This is a genomic window from Paraburkholderia sp. SIMBA_030 (genome assembly GCF_046535245.1).
Lineage (GTDB): Bacteria > Pseudomonadota > Gammaproteobacteria > Burkholderiales > Burkholderiaceae > Paraburkholderia.
Map to the genome: position 1 here is coordinate 1 of NZ_JAWRXB010000032.1, position 19404 is coordinate 19404.

Consider the following 19404-nt stretch of genomic DNA (forward strand, 5'->3'; position numbering starts at 1 on the left):
TAGTAGTAGTAGTAGTAGTAGTAGTAGTAGTAGTAGTAGTAGTAGTAGTAGTAGTAGTAGTAGTAGTAGTAGTAGTAGTACCCCAGCAAGCAGGAATTTTATATGGAATCTTCTTTGCGTACGACACACCTGCGGCATTGGCGGGGCAGGGGCTTGTGCAGCGGGATTACTTCGACAAGGTGAGCGACACGTACTATTACTTCCCGGTCAGCGGCGGGTTCGCCGGATGCCTGCCTACGCGTATGACACGCCGCAGATCGGTTTCGAGAATCAGTACACGGTGGATGAGCCGTGGTTGTTCAACGGCATGCTGGACCGTTTCACATGGAAAATGGTTGGAAAAAAAGAGATTTACGTGCCCTATAACGACTTTGGAATGTACAACATCAAAGCAAAATTTGACGAAGTATTTAAACCGGACGGTGTAAGTCCGGAGGCCCGTCGCTATGAGCTCCATAGAGTATACGTTGTTGAGGCAACGCTCGCGTCGGGCGTGCGGCATGTCGCGTCAAAGAAAGTCTTCTATATCGACGAGGACTCTGGCGTAGCTATAGCCGCTGAAGATTACGACGCACAAGGAAAGCTTTGGAAGGTCAAGGAAGCGTACCTTATTCCTGTCTATGAACTCCATGGCGCATGCGATGCCGAGGCCTTCGTGCAATACGACCTGAGCAACGGTCGATACGTGTCCGATCAGTCGACTATCGGGACGGGGACTGATATTCACTGGTTTGAGGAATCGTCAGATCTCCGTTTTAAAGACGATTACTACACGTCCGACAGCCTTCAAAGCGTGAGCGAGCGATAGAAAAACAGAGCCTGGGCGCAGCGCGCGCCCAGGACTAGTTGACATTAGGCAAGGGGTAGATCATGGTAGCGCGAGCATTCAAGACATTGTCATCATTCGGACTGCTACTTGTTTAGTGGGGAGCAAACGCTTACGATGTCACGATGGCAAACGATAGTATTAATGGGTCGTGGCTTACGAATTTGACCGCCGGCGCAGGTATCCGCACGAAGAATCCAAGCTGTTCATGCCGATATGGAACCAGTCAGGAGTCCGCGGTGCCACGGACCCAGCCACACTGGTCGAGTGCAGCAGCGACAAGCTCTTCGAGCCTGCGCATCTCTTCCAGCGGCACCGCCGTGACTACCGTTCAGTCAATTGCAAGACGCAGGTCATCGTGGTGGAGCGGCACGCGTGTCAGGCTAGGGCGCTGGAGAGCACAAGCGAATCGTCGAGCCGCTATCCCCTCGCATTCGACACGGCCGGCGATAACGTGGAACTGGTCGTTTTCAATGTGCTCACCGCAGTTGAGCGTCTCTTTGCGAACAGTGGCGTGAGACAGGGTGTGCAACCCGGTGAGATCGGCGACATTGCGCGTAGCTGACCGGTAGGAAACGGCAGCGCCTTGCTTCGCACACAGGTATGCAAGCTCCAGTGTACGTCGTCCCGGTAGCAAACTTTCTATCGGGCACTCGGAGAATCGAAGATCCGCTGACTCTTCGTTCTCGTCGAACGGTTCAGGGGCGCACAAGCACGATATCACCCGGGGCACTCGCACTTTGACACTGCCCAACGCGGTCGCAAACACCCGAGGGCGCCAGTCTTTTGTGCGGCGGTATCGCCCGCAATGCCTGCAGCCGCGACGCCGAGCGTCGTAAGCACGGATCTGGTCTTGAATCACCGCATGTTGAAGACTGGAAAGCAGACTTCTTGCCTCAGACATCGACAATCCGAAGTCGGCTGGGGTCGCTCCTTCGAATGGGTGCTGAAATCTGGCTAACGACACTTTCTCGTCGGTACCGTCCCGCTGCAGGTAAATCGTCCAATGCATGTCCATTCTTCACCTCGCCGAACGGGTGTCGAAGGTAGCCTAGGGCAAAAAAGTCGCGTTCCCCCAGTTTTTGTCCACTCCCATCAATTGTGAACGCCAACAGCCGGCAAAGTCATCTGTCCGGCCATGCGGCGCGCATCGCGCGCTCAAGGTCGTCCACGTAGTCGTTTACCACCATTTCGTATTGGGCGGTGTTCGCTTCGTAGTCCGACGGATTGGGTTTGCCCTGCGCCTTGCGAATGGCGGAAACGCTCATGCGGAGCATCATCATCTCGTCCCATATGGTGCGGGAACGTCCAGTGTCGTCGTCGTTCATCATGGTTGCCCCACCATCTGGAATCGCTGCATGCCGGGCCGCCACTGAAGCAGGCACTGCGTCGGCATGCACTCTCGTGGACCTTCAGTGCGCCTGCGACGTATCCGCGACCCGCGTTGGTTTCGGCGCGAGCCACACCGCCAGCGCGGCGAAAATGAAACACGCACCTGCAATCGCGAAGAGCTGATTGGTCGCGAGCATCACGGCCTGCGACTGGACGACGTCGCTGATCTGCGCCTGCGCCTGGCTGGCGCTCCAGCCGGAATTCGTCAGCATGGTCGAGAAGTGGCCGGCCTGATCGACCAGTCCCGACAATTCCGCCCGGTCATACTTGGTCCGGTCTTCCCAAACCGTATTGACCAGCGACGTTGCAATGGCGCCGCCGAAAGTCCGGCAGAAGTTCATGAGTCCCGCCGCCGATGCCGTTTCGGGCTCGTCGACGCTGGTCAGTGCGAGACCCGTCAGCGGCACAAAGAAGAACGGCAAACCGACGCCTTGTAGCAGCAGCGGCAACGCCACCTGCCAGAACGTCATGTCGGTGTTCGCGTGCGTGCGCCACAGCGTGATCGCGCCGAGCCACATCACGCCGGCGAACACCAGCCAGCGTCCGTCGAATCTGGACGACAGGTTGGCCGCGAGCGGCGCCGAGAGCACGGCGAGGATGCCGGTCATCGCCGTGGCGCACCCCGCCCACGTCGCCGTGTAGCCCATGTAGCTCTGTAGCCACAGCGGCGTCAGCACGGTCGCGCCGAAAAACGCGCCGAACGCCAGCGTGATCGTGACCACGCTCGCACTAAAGCCGCGATGACGAAACACCCGCAGGTCGACCACCGGATGACGGTCCGTCAGCTCCCAGATCAGGAACGACGCGAAGCCGATCGCCGCAATGATGCCGAGCACGCGGATTTCCGTCGACGCGAACCAGTCGTGGTCCTTGCCTTCGTCGAGCAGGATTTGCAACGCGCCGACCCATACGACGAGCAGCGCGAGACCGATGGCGTCGATTGGAACGCGCATCAGGCTCGTCTCGTAGCGCTTGAGCAAACGCCAGCCGAGATACCCGCAGATCAGCGCGACGGGAACGTTGATATAGAAGATGTACGCCCAGTGCGTGCGGTCGCAGATCACGCCGCCCAGGATCGGGCCTAGCACCGGCGCGACCAGCGTCGTCATGCTCCACAAGCCGATCGCCGTGGCCGCTTTCTCTTTCGGGAAAATACGCAGCAGCAGCGTTTGCGACAGCGGCATCAGCGGCCCGCCGGCGAGTCCCTGAAACACGCGGAACAGCACCAGCATTTCGAGCGAAGTCGCCATGCCGCACAGCGCCGAACACAGGCCGAACATGATCAGCGACGTGATGAACACGCGCACCGTGCCGAAGCGGTTTGCCAGCCAGCCGGTCAGCGGCACGGTAATCGCTTCGGCCACCGCGTAGGACGTGATGACGTAGGTGCCCTGGCTGGACGACGCGCCGAGCGCGCCGGAAATGGTCGGCACCGACACGTTCGCGATCGTCGTATCCAGCACCGCGACGAAGTTGGCGGCGGCCAGCAACAACGCCGCGCCGATCAGCATGCCGCCGCTGAGCGGCGGCAACGGGATATCCCGCGTTTGATGCGTTTGACTGGATGACATGGCGGGCGCGGCCTCAGCTTGCGGGCGTCGCGTTGTCGACGCCGCTGTCGCGCGTATCCACGGTCGCTTCCATCGACAGGCCGACGCCCAGCGGATGCGCGCGCAGATCGGCCGGGTCGATCGCGACCCGCACCGGCAACCGCTGGACCACCTTGATCCAGTTGCCGGTCGCGTTCTGCGCGGGAATCATCGCGAACGCGGAGCCCGCGCCGCCGGCCAGTCCGGCGACCTTGCCGTGATAGATGACCTTGCCGCCGTACAGGTCGGACGTCAGTTCCACCGGCTGACCGATCCGCACCTTGTCGAGCTGAACTTCCTTGAAATTCGCGTCGACGTGCAGCGAATCCACCGGCACGACGGACAGCAGCGACGCGCCCGGCTCGACCCGCTGCCCCACCTGCACCTGGCGGCGCGCGACGACGCCGTCGACCGGCGCACGCAACACCGTGCGTTGCAGATCGACGCGCGCCTGGTCCCGCTTGGCGCGCGCGAGCAGCACTTCGGGATTGGTGTCGACGGTGGTGTCAGCGAACAGCACCTTGTTGGCGTCCTGTGAACCGATGGCCGCCGCACGGCTCGCCTGCGCCTGCAAGGCGTTGGCGCGGGCCGCCATCAGCGCCGCCTGGGCGCTCGCAAACGAGGTCTGCGCGTTGCTGAGTTCCTCGCCGGACACCGAGCCGGAATGCGCGAGCGCTTCGCGGCGCTTCAGATCGATCGCCGCGCGGTCGAAATCGGCCTTGGCCGACGCGATTTGTGCGTTCATGCGCGCTTCGTCGGCGGCGCGCGCCGCCACCTGGGCGGCGAGACCGGCGTCGGTCGCGAGGTAGCCGCGCACCTTGCGCTCGGCGCGTCCCACTTCGGCTTCGGCCTGTTCGAGCGCGAGCTTCGCATCGGTGTCGTCGATCACGACGAGCACGTCGCCCTTGCGGACATGCTGCGTATCGACCGCGGCGACGCGCTGCACGATGCCGTTCACCGATGGCGTGATCGACGCGATCTCGGCCGCGGTGTACGCGTTGTCGGTCGACACGTAACGCGAGCCGATGAAGTACCAGTAGCCGCCATAAGCGAGACCGGCCAGCACGATGACCGCGCCCAGCAAGGCGAACAGCTTCTGGCGGCGAGCGACGGGCGCGGCGGCCGTCGTGGTCTTCTCGCCGGCATAGGTCGAATGGTCGGCGCTCGGCATGGACGGCGCGTCGGCCACGGGGGAATGGCTTTGAGACATGTTCTGGTCCTTGGGATCAGCTTTGATTTTTCGGATTCGCTTCCGGGTTCGCTTCTGGGTTCGTTGCGGCGGCGGACGGCGTGGTGGTTGGTGCATTGGCCTGCGCGTCAACCTGATAACCGCCGCCGAGCGCGCGCACGAGCGAGACGTCGAGCGTGAAGGTGCGCGAGCGCATGTCGGCGAGCTGGCGCTCGGCGCTCACCAGCGTGTCGGCGGCGCTCAGCACGTCGAGATAGCCGGACAGACCGCCCTGATAGCGCTCGAGCGCAACGCGATGCGATTGCGCGGCCGCGTCGTACGACGCTTGCGTCGCCTGCAACCGGTCGGTGAGCGCGCGTTTGCTGACGGCGACATCGGCGACGTCGCGCAGCGCCTTGGTCAGCGTTTCGTCGTAGTTGGCGACGGCTTCCTCGTAATTCGCGCGCGCGCCGCGCAACTCGCCGCGCAAGCGGCCGCCGTTGAAGATGGGCAGCGTGACGGCCGGGCCGACATTGCCGACCGCCGAACCGGCGCGCGTCAGCATGTTCAGGCCGAGCGACTGGAAGCCGATCATCGCGGAGAGGTTCACGTTTGGATAGAAGCCGGCCCTGGCGACGTCGATCCGCTTGCTCGCCGCTTCCGCGCGCAAGCGGGCGATCACGACGTCGGGACGGCGACCCAGCAGGCCGAGCGCGAGGTCGGCGGGCATGCCGGCCGGCTGCGTCAGATCCACCGCCGGACGGCCGATGGCGAGGCCACGATCGGGACCGTCGCCCATCAGCGCGGCAATCCGGTTGCGGGTGAGCGCGATCGATTCGTCGAGTTCGAAAAGATCGGCGCGCGCGCTTTGCTGCTTCGATTCCGCCTGCTTGACGCCGGCCTGCGTCTCCAGTCCGTTGGCGAAGCGTTCGGCGAACAGTTGCGCGGATTGCGTGCGCACCTTGACCGCCGCTTCGGCGCTGTCGCGTTCGGCGAACTGGCGCGCGAGATCCGCATACGCGTCGGCAATCGACGCCGCCAGCACCATGCGAGCCTGGGCGGCATCGGCGCGCGCCGCGTCGAGTTCCGACGTGGCCGCGGCAAGCGACGCGCGATTCTTGCCCCAGAAGTCGATCTCGTAGCTGAAGTTGAGTTCGGCTGTGCCGTACGGGCGCCAGCCGCGCGGCACGAAGGCGGGCGGCACGCCGTTGTTGTAACTCTGCTTCTGCTTTTCGACCGACCCTTGCGCGCTGATTTCAGGCAACAGCGCAGCGCCCGCTTCCTGCGCCGACGCTTCGGCATTGTGCAGACGCGCCTGCGCGATCGCCAGGGTCGGCTCGCCCTTTAGCGCTTCGGCGATCAGCGCGTTCAACTGCGGATCGTTGTAGCGCAGCCACCACTGCTCCGTGGGCCACGTGGGCTGCGCGCCCTCGCCCGTACCCGTGCCGAAACTGCGCGCGGTCTCGTAGCGGCTCGCATCCTTTGGCGACGGCTTTGGCGGCATGTCGGGAAATTGCGCGCATGCGCTCGCCAGCACGCTGACGACAAGCGCCGCGACAAGCGTCATGGCCGGCTTCGTGGTTCGTACCAAACGCGCCCTCTCTCCGATTACCGCAGCTTCTTTCACGATCTCAGTCTCGTCCTTAACAATACCGCGCAGTTTAGTTATGCGGATATTGGCGTGTCAATTAAAATAAACTGATCGGTTCAGTTTTGAGGGCGAAGTCCGGCAACGGCCTTTGGTAACATGACGCACGGACAGATTTCATGAACCTTCCGGCAAAGCACAGGGAAGCCTCGGGAATGAGAAAGAAAACGGAAGAAAAGCGGCAGGCGATCGTCGACGCCGCATTTGAGGTGTTCAGCGAAACAAGCTTCGAGCAGGCGTCGATGTCCGACATCGCGGCGCGTGCCGGCGCGTCCAAGGCGACGCTGTACGGCTATTTCCAGTCGAAGGAAGAGATGTTCTTCGAAGTGATGCACGAGTGTGCCGCGCACGAAATCAAAGGGGCGTTCGCGCTGCTCAAGACATCGGTGCCGATCCGCGAGGCGCTGACGAGCTTCGGCAAGCACTATCTGATCGCCATCCTCAAGCCGCAGTTGCTCGCGGTACGGCGCCTCGCCATTCATGAAGGCGGCCGCTCGCACGTGGGCGCGCTGTTTTACGAACGCGGACCGAAACTCGGCTGGCAAACGGTGGCGAACTTCCTGCAGCAGTCGTGCGAAGCGGGCCACGTGCGCAAATGCAATGTCACGGTCGCGACGGCGCATCTTCGCGCGCTATTCGAAGCCGAACTGGCCGAGCTATGTCTTCTCGGCGTGCCGACGGATACGTCGGCACGCAACATCACCCAAGTGGTGAACCGGGCGGTGGACGTTTTCATGGCTGCCTATGAGGGGTAGCACCGACCGAAGCTGCAAGGGCTCTGGTGCAAATGTGTTCGGCGAATCGGTTAAAGTTGTCGGAGCAAAAACGACCTGATGTCCAGCAGTGAGCAAACTAAAGAGTTTGGAGAAGTTGTTCGGTGGACGCCATTTTGATCGTGAGATCATCGTTCTGTGCGTTCGCTGGTACCTACGCTACAAGCTCAGCCCGCGCGATTGATCGAGATAATGGCCGAGCGAGGTTTGTCGCTGGCACACACGACGATCATGCGTTGGGTGCAGCGCTTTACACCTGAGTTCGTGAAGCGCTGGAATCGTTTTGCGATACGGTCAGGGCAGTCATGGCGTGTTGAGAGACCTATCTGAAGATCCGCGGGAAGTGGGTTTACCTTTATCGCGCGGTGGGCCGGCCAGACGGTGGACTTCATGCTCCGGGCGAAGCGCGCTGGCTGCGGCCAAAGCTTTTTCAGGAGCTGCCAGTTCGCTTCAGCGTTGAACCCCCGACGCGGCCGTACCAGGTAGTCGAATTCGATCGTCATCGGCTCGATGTACGGCTGAAGGTTGTCGTTCGCGATCCACTCGGTAGCATACGCTGCCAGTTTCCGGTCCACACACGCGCAGTTGCCCTTTCGGCTGCATCAATGTAGTTTTGAGCATGAATTTGAAATCGAGCGCGTGTGGCTGCTGGTGCCGCCATCGCAATGCGCAGCTGTCCGCAGGCCAAACGCTTCTATGAGCGCAAAAGAGCCCGGCGCATGCCTGTCGTGGCCATGAAGGCGCTCGCACACAAGCTCGCGCGTGCCGCGTTCTACATGCTACGTGACGGCAAAACCTTTGAGGTCACGAAATGTTTTGGTTAAATCTGGCAGGAGATCGTAAGCGCGGTAAATTTGTTGGCGTAAGCTAGGGCAAGTGATTGGGCCACGCACTCCTGCCACCTTCCGTTGACGAATGCTGGGACGCCCAGACCATGAGCCGAAATAAGCATGGCACTGCTAACGCAATATGCCGAACTTGGTGAATACTCCCGTGGACAGCGTCTGGTACCGATGGTTTTCTGGGGCTCTACATGAGCCAGGGGCAAACGCCAGAGCACCGGCCCTCGCCTTGATCCCGATGGATGACTGGTGCAGACCAGCGCTGCAACCAGATGATAGAAAAATCGGATGCGACTCGTGCGCTTCAACGTGAAGACGTGGTTGAAATTGCTTCACACAAGCAGGGACAGGCCTGAGAGGCGGGTATTTGCCTCTTGACCTTGGCCTTTCAATGGGTGACATCTTTAATGTGTTCTACGACCACCGCATCGGCTTCCTTCTCTCACCTGCCATACTGAACTAGCACCGTCACACCATCTTTCGCGAGGGCGATGGCGCCTCGGCGATCGCCTCGGCATCGTTGCGATCGTTCTTCTGGGATTTGACGAAAGGTTTGACGAACCGCGGAGCAATGATCTGCACGCGATGTCCCATTGCAGAGAATCGGCGCGCCCAGTAGTGTGCCCCGCCACAGGCTTCCATCACGATGCGGCAGCAGGGTATGCCGACGGCCGCCTCCAGCAGCTTGACGCGGCTGACGCGCCGGCTCAGCACAGGCCTGCCACCCACGGACCAGGCTCGTTCGCGTGTGTCAGCACGCTGCGGGCACCGTGAATCAGCAACGTGCGCAAATACGTGTCGCCCCTTTCGCTGATACTGCCCAACTGGACCCCTTCCCGGCCGTTTCTGTCTGCCTGGGCACGATTCCGATGCAGGCAGCAAACTCCCGTCCAGATCTGAACGATTTCGGATCGCCCATCGTTGCGACCGCCGCAGTCGCCGTCAGCAGGCCAACGCCCAGAATTTCGGCGACCGCTTGACACGCCTTGTCCTCTTTCATCCAGGTTTTCAACCGTCGTTCGATGTCGGCAATCTGCCTGTCAATATCTGCCAGCCCGTTCCACTGCTCGCGCAGCGAGTCGATCAGCATCGCCGGCAGGCGCTCTGTCAACGTCTCAAGTACGCCGGGCATGGCCTTGTCCAGCACCGCCGGGACGCCGCCTGTTGACCCCGCCGGCGCGCCGCGGCCCGCTGGCAAATCAGGCGAGCGTGGGAATTCGCCGGCTTGCGCGGCCGCGGCACTGTTGGCATCCGGATTTCTGTCAATGATCATCATATGACGACTACTAACATGGAGACGTTTCCTACGAATCTGCTTGTGCAGCGTCAAAAAGTACGACAAATCATGAGTTAATGAATCGGCGACCAGGTTCTGTGGCAAATTTCATGAATTTAAGAAGATATTAAAGTCGTCAATTGACGATTTATTTTCTCAGTACTATCTTCGCTTCCCAAGAGGTAGCCGAACCAGCGGCTACGCCAATGTGAACAGCGCCGCGCAGGCGGTCGGAGCGAAGCCATGAGTAACGTGAAGAGGGTCGGGAATGGTCGTCGTCGATTTCTACAACTGTCGGCGGGCGCGGGACTCGCCGCTTCGGGTCTGCTGGGCGGAATGTCGCGCGCCCTCGCTGCCGACAGCGTGAATCTCCACACCTGGTCGGCCGGCGTTGATACGGTGAAACGCATGCTGGTGTCGTTTCAGAAGGAATCGGGGCTGAACGTCAACTACAACAATCTCCCGTTCGCCCAGTATCGCGAGGCGATGGTGACGAAATTTGTCGGTCAGGCGCCGATCGATGTGCTGTGGGTGTCGGACGGCTGGCTGCCCGAGTGGGCCGACGCGGGCTGGCTCGCACCGCTCGACGGGTTTCCGCGGCTTCTCGCGTACAACGGCGAAGTGCAGGATTTCTGCACGCAATCGATGCGCTACAAGGGGCGTCAGTACGGCCTCACCTACTACACCGACTACATGGCGTTTCTCTACGATGCAGACAAGCTGGCCAAGGTTGGCATTGCGGCGCCGCCCGCAACGTGGGACGAACTGGTTGCGCAATCGCTGAAGATCAAGAATGCAGGCTTGTCGCAGTACCCGCTGATGCTGTCGATGGCGCGAGAAAGCTGGCTGATCGAGTTCATGTCATCGCTTGTGTTCTCCAACGGCGGCCGCTTTGTCGACGACGGCGGCAGGGCGGTGATGGACGATCCGAAGCACGGAGCGGTCACGTCGCTGCAATGGGTTGCCGATGCGGTCAACAGGCACAAGATCGTGTCGCCTGCCTGTGTCGAGCTCGGCGAACTGAACGGTTTCAAGGCCGTCGCCTCGGGCAATCACGCATTCGCGCTGTTGCCGCGCTACCGCATCCAGGCGCTCAACGACCCGCGGCAGTCGCGGGTCGCCGGTCATATCAGGCAGGCGTTGATGCCGGCCGGCCCGAACGGTTCACATGCCACCGTCGCGTGGATGCGGATGCATGCAATGAGCGCCGCCGCTGGCGCCAACAAGACGCGGGCCGCGGAGGCGGCACGCCTCATCGAGGCGTTTGGCGGCCGGTTCGACGGCCAATATGCGTTCCAGAAAGCGATGTTCCTGGATACGGGCACGGCATTCGGCGTCAAGCCGCTCTTCAACGATCCGGAAGTCCATACCGCGTATGAGAAGTACGGCGACTTTTCGATGTTCCAGAAACAGCAGGACCTGGCTCGCAAGAAGGACGTGATCACGCGCTGGTTCGGGGAATGGGACGAGACCAACGGCACGGCATGGCAGTCCGCTATTCTCGGTCAGTCCAGCGTGGCCGACGCGTTGAAGTCGTCCGCTCAGAAGTGGACAGCACTGAGCAAGGCCTGAGATGGATACGAGTATTCAAACGTTGGGTCGCCGCTGGACCGCGAGACACGCCGTCGCGACCTCGGATCAACGCAGCGCGATGCTGCTTCTGGCTCCGATGATGGTGGTGCTGTTCGCGGTCGCCGTGTTCCCGATCCTATACTCGTTCTGGATCAGCCTGTTCGACATCCACTTGACGCGCGCGAACAGCGGCTCGTTCGTCGGTCTCGGCAACTATGTCCAGACCTTCCGCGACCCGATGTTCTGGGCCGCCGTGAAGCGCACGGCGTGGTTCACCGTCGTGTCGGTCCTCGCGATCATGGTCATCGCAACGTTGTTTGCGCTGCTGCTGAATCAGGAGTTTCCCGGCCGACGCATCCTGTCGACGGCATTGCTGATTCCATGGGCGATTCCCTATGTCGTCGACGGCCTGATGTGGAAATGGATCTACGACTCGGGATACGGCGCGCTAAACGGACTGCTGATGCAGCTTGGCGTGATCGGCCAGTACATGGTGTGGTTGGGCGACACGCACAAAACGCTGGCGCTCATCTGCAACGCGTTTGTCTGGAAGGAAGTGCCGCTCGCGACCATCCTGCTGCTGGTCACGATGAAGTCCATTCCGTCGGACCTGTACGCCGCGGCGCGCGTTGACGGCGCCAACGTGCTGCATCGTTTTGTGCACGTGACGCTGCCGGCCATGCGTCCGGGATTCATGCTCGTGATGATCTACGAGGCCATGATGGCGGTGCGGCACTTCGACCTCTTCTTCATCCTGACAGAGGGTGGTCCGGCTGACGCATCGCACGTACTGTCCTGGCACATCTACGCCGACACATTCCGCAATCTGTCGTTCGGTACGGGTGCGGCGGTCGCCTATGTGCTCGCGCTCGCCACATTCGCGATGTCGTACGTCATCATTCGCCTGCTCGGCAAGAGGATCTAGCCGATGTCATCTTCTCTCGTTATCAAGCGCCTTGTGCTTCTTGCCGGGTCGGTCCTGATGTTGCTGTATGTGCTGGCACCGGTCGCCTGGCTGCTGTCGTCCTCACTACAGCGCGAAGCGGACATTACGTCTATTCCGCCGCATTGGATTCCGCATCCGCCGGCGCTTTCGAGCTTCAAGGCGATCGTCGCGGCGAGCTTCGGAACAGCGTCGGACGACGTCAATGCGGCGTTTATCCCGTCCACGGCGCAATACCTGCTGCCCGCGCTGCGTAACAGCCTCGTGGTCGCTGCAGCGGTGGTGGTGCTCAACCTGCTCGTCAGCGTTCCCGCCGCTTATGCGATGGCCAAGATCCGCTATATCGGCCGCGATCTGTCGGTGTATTTCATGCTTGCCACACGCGTGATTCCCGATATCGCGCTTGTCGTGCCGTTCTTCCTGTTCGTGCGCAAACTCGGACTGCTCGACAGTGTCGGAGCGCTGATCGTCACCTACCTGGCGATCACGATCCCGTTCAGCGTCTTCATGTTGCTCAGTTATTTCGAATCGCTGCCCGACGAACTCGACAAGGCGGCGCGGGTCGACGGATGCTCGCGAATCCAGACGATGCTGAAGGTATTTCTGCCGCTCGCGCTACCTTCGCTCGTTGCCGTCATCCTCTTCACATTCCTGACGAGCTGGAACGAGTTCCTGTTTGCATTGATGTTTACGCAGACCGCTGCATCGCAGACGGTGCCGATCATCGTCGCGTCGTTCACATCCGATTTCACCACGAGCTTTTCATTCATCAATGCGGCCGGCGTGGTCGCGATCGTGCCGCCGGTGATCATCGCGGTGGTGTTCGAGCGCTACATCGTGTCGGGTCTGACCGCGGGTGCGGTAAAGGGATAACGGGAGACGTCATGGCTCAAATTGAATTTCAGCAGGTGGGCAAGCGGTATGCGAACGGGCATGTCGCATTGGACAACCTCGACCTGCGGATCAGGGACAAAGAGTTTCTCGTCCTTCTCGGACCGTCCGGCTGCGGCAAGTCGACGACGCTCAACATGATCGCAGGACTCGAAGAAGTCACGCAAGGCAGCTTGCGGTTCGACGATACCGAAGTGAACGGCTTGCCGGCGCACCAGCGCGATGTGGCGATGGTGTTCCAGAGCTATGCGCTGTATCCGAACAAGACTGTGTACGACAACATCGCATTCGGTCTGCGAATGCGCAAGCATCCCAGGCAGGAGGTCGACACCAGGGTGCGGGCGGCGGCCGAGTCGCTGGAGATCACTCATCTGCTGGACCGGCGGCCAGGGCAACTGTCGGGCGGGCAACGCCAGCGCGTCGCGCTCGGGCGCGCGATGGTGCGCCAGCCCGCTGTCTTTTTGATGGACGAACCGCTCTCGAACCTCGATGCGGCGTTGCGTGTGTCGATGCGAGCGCACATCAAGGCATTACACCAGTCGATGCAGACGACCTTCGTGTACGTCACCCATGACCAGGCGGAAGCGCTGACGCTTGCCGACCGCATCGTCGTGATGCGCCAGGGCGTGGTGCAGCAGATCGGCACGCCCGACGACATTTACGAGCGTCCCGCGAATAAATTCGTCGCGAATTTCCTCGGCAGTCCACCGATCAACTTGATTGATGGCCTGCTGATGCAAGGCGATAACGGCTTGCATTTCCGCTGCGGCGATTTTTCTCTCGCGCTCGATCGAGACGTTCAGCGCAGCCTCGCGGGGTGCAGTGGTCGGGCTGTATCGATCGGCATCCGTGCCGAGGATATCGACGAGCATGGTGACGCGACGGACTGCGCGCTGACGGGCGACATCGCGTCGTTGCTGCCGGTGGGTTCAGATCAATTCATCGGCATGCAGTGTGCGGGCCGGTCAATGTTTTTCCGTGTCGACAAGGAGCGCGCGTGCAAGGTCGGCGAACGCGTAACCCTGGCGGTCAACCGCCGCAGATTGCACATCTTCGACCAGACGAGCGGCGTGAACCTGAAGGCGCATAACGCATGAAACCCGCTGTATTCTCGTATCACCGGCCTCGCACGCTCGATGAGGCGCTGTCGCTTCTTGCGCTGCATGGATTCGACGCCAAGGTCATCGCTGGAGGACAAAGCCTTGCACCGATGATGAACATGCGCTTTGCGCAGCCGGCACATGTCGTCGATCTCAATGCGGTGCCGCAACTCGCGGGCATCACCCGCGAGGCCGACACGCTCGTGATCGGTGCAATGACGCGCCATCACGCGGTCGCCACGAGCAGCATCGTGCGCGCCGCCTGCCCGGTACTTGCGGAAGCCGCCGCGACGATCGGTCATTACGCGATTCGACAGCGCGGCACGCTTGGCGGAAGTCTTGCGCATGCCGATCCGGCCGCGCAGATGCCGCTTATCGCAAGCACGCTCGGGGCGCGTATCGAGATTGCCGGACCGGACGGAACGCGCGAGGTGCCGGCGGCGCAATTTCTCATCGCGGTGATGACCACCGATCTCGCCGCCGAAGAAATTATTCGCGCGGTGCGCTTTCCGGTGGTGCTGCCTCGCGAGCGGCACGCATTTGAAGCCTTTAGCCGGCGGCATGGCGATTTCGCGATTGCGGCCTGTGCGGTGACCGCGGTGCTCGACGACAACAGATTCTCCCGCTTGCGTATCGGCGTCGGCGGCGTTGGGGATGTGCCGCTCGCGCCGGAAGGCGTGGCCGACGCGTTCGTCGGCGCGACGGCCGATGCGCTGACTCTCGACAGCATCGCCGAGGCAGTGGCGGACGCCATCGATCCGCTCGACCAGCAGGACGTCAGCGCCGCTTACCGGCGCGACCTCGTGAAGGCGCTAACGGCCCGAGCGTTGCGACGCGTGACGGCTGACCGTCAGCAAGACCTTTAAGTGACTCATGGAAAAAAAAGCCATTTATCTCAATGTGAACGGTGCGCGTCACGACGTGGTGTGCGAGCCCCGCAAGCTGCTGTCAGATGCGCTTCGTGAAGACTGCCGTTTGACCGGCACGCACGTCGGTTGCGAACATGGCGTATGCGGCGCATGCACTGTGTTGATCGACGGCCGCCCCGCGCGCTCATGCCTGACCTACGCGGTACAGATGGAAGACGCGCGGCTCACGACTATCGAGGCCGTCGCGCAGGATGGCCGGCTCTCGCCGCTTCAGCGCGCGCTGCACGAGTGTCACGGTCTGCAGTGCGGCTTTTGCACGCCGGGCATCGTCATGACGTTCGAGGCCTATCTGCGGGAGCATCCAGACCCGACCGAGACCGAGGTGCGCGAAGTGCTTTCCGGCAACCTGTGCCGCTGTACCGGCTACCAGAACATTGTGCGGGCAATTCTGCTCGCGGCGAGCCGCATGCGTGGAGAGACAGCCGATGTCTGAGCACTCGTTTCGTTATCTCAACAAGCCGGTGCCGCGCACCGAAGATTATCGTCTGCTAACGGGTTATGGCCGGTATCTCGACGACGTCGAAATCGCGGGCGCCCTGCACGTATGCTTTGTTCGCTCGCCTCACGCGCACGCGCGGATCGTCTCGGTGGATACCGCGGCGGCGGCGGCCATGCCTGGCGTCGTAACCGTCGTCACGGGCCGGGAGTTGGCGCAGTGGACCACGCCAATGCGTGTCGCCGCGCCCATCGACGGACTGCTGCCGGTCGAATTCGCGGCGATGCCGATCGAGACAGTGCGCTTTCAGGGCGATCTCGTGGCCTGTGTGGTGGCCTCCGATCGCTACCTCGCTGAAGACGCCGCGGAACAGGTCGCGGTCGAGTCCGAGGCGTTGCCCGCGGTAACCGACATGTGGCAGGCATTGCACGCGGATGCTCCGCAGGTGGACCCTGACGTGCCCGGCAACCTCGTGTCGCACCAGACCTACTCGCATGGCGACCCGCAAAGCGCCGGAAAGCAGGCTTACCGGGTGGTCGAAGCGACGTTCCAGCAGCAGCGCCAGACCCACGTGCCAATCGAAACGCGCGGTTGCGCGGCGGTGTGGGACGCCGGGCGCGACCATCTGACGTTCCATATCGGCACGCAGGTTCCGCATCCTTTGCGAACGCAACTGGCGCAGCGGCTGAGACTCAGCGAGTCGCAGGTAACGGTGATTTCGCCTGATGTCGGCGGGTCGTTCGGTCAGAAAATCGCGTTGTACCGCGAAGAGCTGACCGTCGCGGCGCTCGCGCGCCATTTGAAGCGGCCTGTGCGCTGGCGCGAGGATCGTATCGAGAACCTGACCGCTGCGGCTAACTCGCGCGAGGACTTTTGCCGCACGCGCGCTGCCGTCGATGAGCACGGCACGCTGCTCGCACTCGATCTGGAGATTCGCGAAGACTTCGGCGCTTACTGCTTCTTTCCGGCGAACTATCTCGCGCGCGTCGTCGCGATGGTGCTGAGCGGACCGTACCGTCTGCAGGACTACGCGTTCGATGTGAAGGTCGTGCTCAGCCACAAATGCGGCAACGCGCCGATGCGCGCGCCGATGTCCATCACCAGTTGGGTCATGGAAGGCACGATGGAGGCGATTGCACGCGAGTTGAAGCTGGACCCTGTCGACGTGCGCCGCCGCAACCTGCTGACTCCGGAGGAGTTGCCGTATCGCACGGCGACCGGCGAACTACTGCATGACATCACGCCTTCGCAAACATTCGAGGCGGTGGTGGCGGCGTTCGATTACCCGGCGTTTCGCGAACGTCAACGGGTTGCGCGTGCGGCCGGCCGCTTCCTCGGACTCGGCCTGTGCAACGTCGTCGAACCCACCACTTACGGTTCGCGCTTTTACAAGTCGGCTGGCATTCCCGGCTCGGGACATGAGGCTAGCTGGATTCGTATCGAACCCAGCGGCGTCGTGAATGCGTCGGTGGGTCTGGGTCCCAGTGGACAAGGCTATGAGAGTGCGATGGCGAACGCGGTGGCCGAGGGTCTTGGTGTTCATCCGTCGAGCGTGCGGATTCATCTGGGCCACACCGACGTCGCGCCATACGGCATGGGCAGCCGCGGCGCCCGCAGCGGCACGGCAGGTGGCGGTGCGCTCTACCTGTGCGCGCTCGACGCCCGCCGCAAAGTCCTCTCGATCGCCGCCGGTTGCCTCGGCTTGCCGGATGCGGACTCGCTGCGTCTGGTGGAAGCACGAGTCGAACACCGCAGCGGCGACGGCTGGGTCGATGCGGGTCTGACGCTCGCTGACGTGGCGCAGCGCGCTTATATGGACCCCACCTCACTGCCGCAAGGCCTGACGCCCGGCCTGGAGTTTCACCTTACCTACGATCCGCCGGCCATGACGTATTCGAATTCGGCGCACGGATGCGAGATCGAGCTCGACACAGCCACCGGTGCGATCCGCATCGCGCGCTACGTTATCGCCGAAGACTGCGGCACGCTGCTCAATCCCACCGTGGTGGAAGGGCAGCAGCATGGCGCGGTGGCGATGGGCCTGTCCGGCGCGCTGTTCGAGCATGTGCGATACGACGAAACGGGACAGAATCTGACCGGCTCGCTGGCCGACTACATGATCGCCACGTCGGCGGAATTGCCCAATCTCGAGATCATCCCATTGCATACGCCAAGCCGCGCGACCGCCGCGGGCATCAAAGGGATGGCCGAAGGCGGCGTGATGGGAGCGCTCGGCGCGTTGACCAACGCGGTGAACGACGCGCTCGCGCCGTTCGGCGCCGTTGCGGACCGCCATCCTTTGACACCCATGATGTTGCGCGATCTGTTGCGCGACAAACACTAACTTTATCCGATCATCATGAATCAACCTGTAAGCAAACCCGCTATCGGCTTTATCGGCCTCGGCATCATGGGCGCCTCGATGGCGGGGCGGCTCGCCGCGGCGGGCTATCCGTTGCACGTCTACAACCGTACACGCGCCAAGGCCGAGCCGCTGATCGAGGCGGGTGCGTCGTGGCAGGCGAGTCCTGCAGCGCTGGCCGAAGCATCCGACATCGTGATCACGATCGTCGGCACACCGGCTGACGTGCGCGCGCTGTATCTGGGCGACGACGGTCTCATCATGCACGCGCGGCGCGATGCGGTGCTGATCGACATGACCACCTCGAGTCCGCAACTGGCCGAGGAGTTGGCTGCACAAGCCGCGGCACGCGGCGTGCATATGCTCGACGCGCCGGTCTCCGGCGGGGACATCGGCGCGCGCGAAGGACGCCTGTCGATCATGGTGGGCGGCGCCGCCGGCGTGCTCACGCAGGTGGATCCCGTGCTGCGCTGCCTCGGGACCAACATCGTGCTGCAAGGCGGGCCGGGCGCCGGTCAGCACACCAAGCTGTGCAATCAGATCGTCATCGCCTCGACGATACTCGGCGTCTGCGAAGGGCTGGCCTACGCGCAGAGCGCCGGGCTCGACGCACAGACCGTGCTCAACGCGATCGGCGGCGGCGCGGCGGGAGGGTTCCAACTGAACAACATGGGGCCGCGCATCGCGAAGGGTGACTTTGCGCCTGGCTTCTTCATCGAGCATTTCATCAAGGATATGAAAATTGCGCACGAGGAAGCAGCGCACATGGGGCGCGAATTGCCGGGTCTGCAACTCGTGCGAGGTCTGTACGGGAAACTGGCTGAAGAAGGCCACGCGCGTAGCGGTACCCAGGCGCTGTTCAAACTGTACGGGAACTGAGGCAGGACGATGAAGCTAGCTGATCAATGCGTGTTGCCGGCTGCGCCTGAAACGGTGTGGCGCGCGCTGAACGATCCTGCCGTACTCGAGGCGTGTTTGCCGGGATGCAAATCGCTTGCGATGCTCGACGACCGGCATTTCGAATCGACCGTGCAGATTCGCGTGGGCCCGGTCGCGGCGACTTTCAAAAGCAATGTGGAGCTGTCGGACCTCGATCCGCCCAGGGCTTACACGATCGTCGGAACCGGCAACGCCGGCGCGGTCGGCTTTGCAAAGGTGACGGCGCGCGTGCAACTCGAACCGCAGGCCGGAACCACCGTGCTGGTGTACGACGCTGATGTCGAAATCGGTGGAAAGCTGATGAGCGTGGGATCACGCTTGATTCAGTCCGCAGCGGGGAAAAACCTCGAGGCTTTCTTTGGCGCGCTTAAGCAGCACATCGAGCAGGACGCCGGAGTACCCGCGGAACCCATGGAAAGCGCGCAGCCGACGCCGGCGCCGCAACAATCGCCAGATAGCAGCCATCTGGCCGAAGACCTTCGACGGCAGGAGCCTCTCCAAATGCTCTCGCCCGCGGCCACGCGTCAAGCCGGCGCGACGCGGGGCATACGGATCTGGCTGGTCGGCGCAGGTTCGGGGCTGATCGGTTTGCTGGTCGGGTTTGTGATTGGGCACGTGGCCTGATAGACCGCGCTGTGACAGCGGCACCCGGCTGCGCGCAGATCGGGTGCCGCTTTTCGGTAGCGGCGAGCCGGTGATCGTTCCGAGCCCGGTGTGA

16 protein-coding genes and 5 pseudogenes are annotated in these 19404 nt (G+C 62.2%); 15 read left to right on the top strand and 6 right to left on the bottom strand.

Annotated elements, in window-relative coordinates:
- Positions 1-107: 107 nt before the first annotated feature.
- Positions 108-808, top strand: a pseudogene (locus SB772_RS36475) (DUF1329 domain-containing protein); the annotation flags it as partial.
- Between the two features lie 169 nt (positions 809-977).
- The gene (locus SB772_RS36480; RefSeq protein WP_410837974.1) at positions 978-1391 is read left to right on the top strand and encodes a hypothetical protein; all 414 of its coding nucleotides are present in this window, start codon (positions 978-980) and stop codon (positions 1389-1391) included.
- A 559-nt stretch (positions 1392-1950) separates the two neighbouring features.
- Here the strand turns inward: SB772_RS36480 and SB772_RS36485 are convergent.
- From SB772_RS36485 to SB772_RS36500, 4 genes are all read right to left on the bottom strand, one after another.
- Positions 1951-2157, bottom strand: coding sequence for a hypothetical protein (locus tag SB772_RS36485; RefSeq protein ID WP_410837975.1), 207 nt, complete (start codon positions 2155-2157; stop codon positions 1951-1953).
- Between the two features lie 81 nt (positions 2158-2238).
- The gene (locus SB772_RS36490) at positions 2239-3789 is read right to left on the bottom strand and encodes a DHA2 family efflux MFS transporter permease subunit (RefSeq protein WP_410837976.1); all 1551 of its coding nucleotides are present in this window, start codon (positions 3787-3789) and stop codon (positions 2239-2241) included.
- A 13-nt stretch (positions 3790-3802) separates the two neighbouring features.
- The gene (locus tag SB772_RS36495; protein WP_410837977.1) at positions 3803-5017 is read right to left on the bottom strand and encodes an HlyD family efflux transporter periplasmic adaptor subunit; all 1215 of its coding nucleotides are present in this window, start codon (positions 5015-5017) and stop codon (positions 3803-3805) included.
- Positions 5018-5033: 16 nt separating this feature from the next.
- Complete coding sequence (locus SB772_RS36500) at positions 5034-6542, bottom strand: efflux transporter outer membrane subunit (protein WP_410837978.1); 1509 nt, start codon at positions 6540-6542, stop codon at positions 5034-5036.
- Between the two features lie 236 nt (positions 6543-6778).
- Here SB772_RS36500 and SB772_RS36505 point away from each other — a divergent pair, with 236 nt between their 5' ends.
- The 4 genes and pseudogenes from SB772_RS36505 (at position 6779) to SB772_RS36520 (ending at position 8220) form a co-directional block, all read left to right on the top strand.
- A complete protein-coding gene (locus SB772_RS36505; protein WP_410837979.1) occupies positions 6779-7378 on the top strand; it encodes a TetR/AcrR family transcriptional regulator in 600 nt (199 codons plus the stop codon).
- A gap of 88 nt (positions 7379-7466) precedes the next feature.
- Positions 7467-7764 (top strand): annotated as a pseudogene (locus SB772_RS36510) (DDE-type integrase/transposase/recombinase); the annotation flags it as partial.
- Between the two features lie 99 nt (positions 7765-7863).
- Positions 7864-8065: pseudogene (locus SB772_RS36515) on the top strand (hypothetical protein); the annotation flags it as partial.
- Positions 8038-8220 carry a hypothetical protein gene (locus SB772_RS36520; protein WP_410838041.1) on the top strand — a complete coding sequence of 61 codons (183 nt, stop codon included), beginning with the start codon at positions 8038-8040 and terminating at the stop codon, positions 8218-8220. The pseudogene SB772_RS36515 and the gene SB772_RS36520, both read left to right, overlap by 28 nt.
- A 507-nt stretch (positions 8221-8727) precedes the next feature.
- Here the strand turns inward: SB772_RS36520 and SB772_RS36525 are convergent.
- Positions 8728-8886, bottom strand: a pseudogene (locus tag SB772_RS36525) (IS110 family transposase); the annotation flags it as partial.
- A 74-nt stretch (positions 8887-8960) separates the two neighbouring features.
- Positions 8961-9388 (bottom strand): annotated as a pseudogene (locus SB772_RS36530) (transposase); the annotation flags it as partial.
- Positions 9389-9757: 369 nt separating this feature from the next.
- Here SB772_RS36530 and SB772_RS36535 point away from each other — a divergent pair.
- Genes SB772_RS36535 through SB772_RS36575 form a run of 9 tightly spaced genes read left to right on the top strand, consistent with a single transcriptional unit; the run spans position 9758 to position 19310 of the window.
- Positions 9758-11086, top strand: coding sequence for an extracellular solute-binding protein (locus tag SB772_RS36535; RefSeq protein WP_410837980.1), 1329 nt, complete (start codon positions 9758-9760; stop codon positions 11084-11086).
- A 1-nt stretch (position 11087) separates the two neighbouring features.
- Complete coding sequence (locus tag SB772_RS36540; protein WP_410837981.1) at positions 11088-12011, top strand: carbohydrate ABC transporter permease; 924 nt, start codon at positions 11088-11090, stop codon at positions 12009-12011.
- Positions 12012-12014: 3 nt separating this feature from the next.
- Positions 12015-12902 carry a carbohydrate ABC transporter permease gene (locus SB772_RS36545; protein WP_410837982.1) on the top strand — a complete coding sequence of 296 codons (888 nt, stop codon included), beginning with the start codon at positions 12015-12017 and terminating at the stop codon, positions 12900-12902.
- An 11-nt stretch (positions 12903-12913) separates the two neighbouring features.
- Positions 12914-14017: an ABC transporter ATP-binding protein gene (locus tag SB772_RS36550; RefSeq protein WP_410837983.1), complete on the top strand. Its 1104-nt coding sequence runs from the start codon at positions 12914-12916 to the stop codon at positions 14015-14017.
- Complete coding sequence (locus SB772_RS36555) at positions 14014-14886, top strand: FAD binding domain-containing protein (protein WP_410837984.1); 873 nt, start codon at positions 14014-14016, stop codon at positions 14884-14886. Before SB772_RS36550 ends, SB772_RS36555 begins: the two co-directional genes overlap by 4 nt.
- A 7-nt stretch (positions 14887-14893) precedes the next feature.
- Positions 14894-15382, top strand: a complete 489-nt coding sequence (locus tag SB772_RS36560; protein WP_410837985.1) for a (2Fe-2S)-binding protein — start codon at positions 14894-14896, stop codon at positions 15380-15382.
- Positions 15375-17729, top strand: coding sequence for a xanthine dehydrogenase family protein molybdopterin-binding subunit (locus SB772_RS36565; RefSeq protein WP_410837986.1), 2355 nt, complete (start codon positions 15375-15377; stop codon positions 17727-17729). Before SB772_RS36560 ends, SB772_RS36565 begins: the two co-directional genes overlap by 8 nt.
- 15 nt (positions 17730-17744) lie before the next feature.
- A complete protein-coding gene (locus SB772_RS36570; protein ID WP_410837987.1) occupies positions 17745-18626 on the top strand; it encodes an NAD(P)-dependent oxidoreductase in 882 nt (293 codons plus the stop codon).
- A 9-nt stretch (positions 18627-18635) separates the two neighbouring features.
- On the top strand, positions 18636-19310 hold the full coding sequence (locus SB772_RS36575; RefSeq protein WP_410837988.1) for a CoxG family protein: 675 nt from the start codon (positions 18636-18638) through the stop codon (positions 19308-19310).
- Positions 19311-19404: the final 94 nt, after the last annotated feature.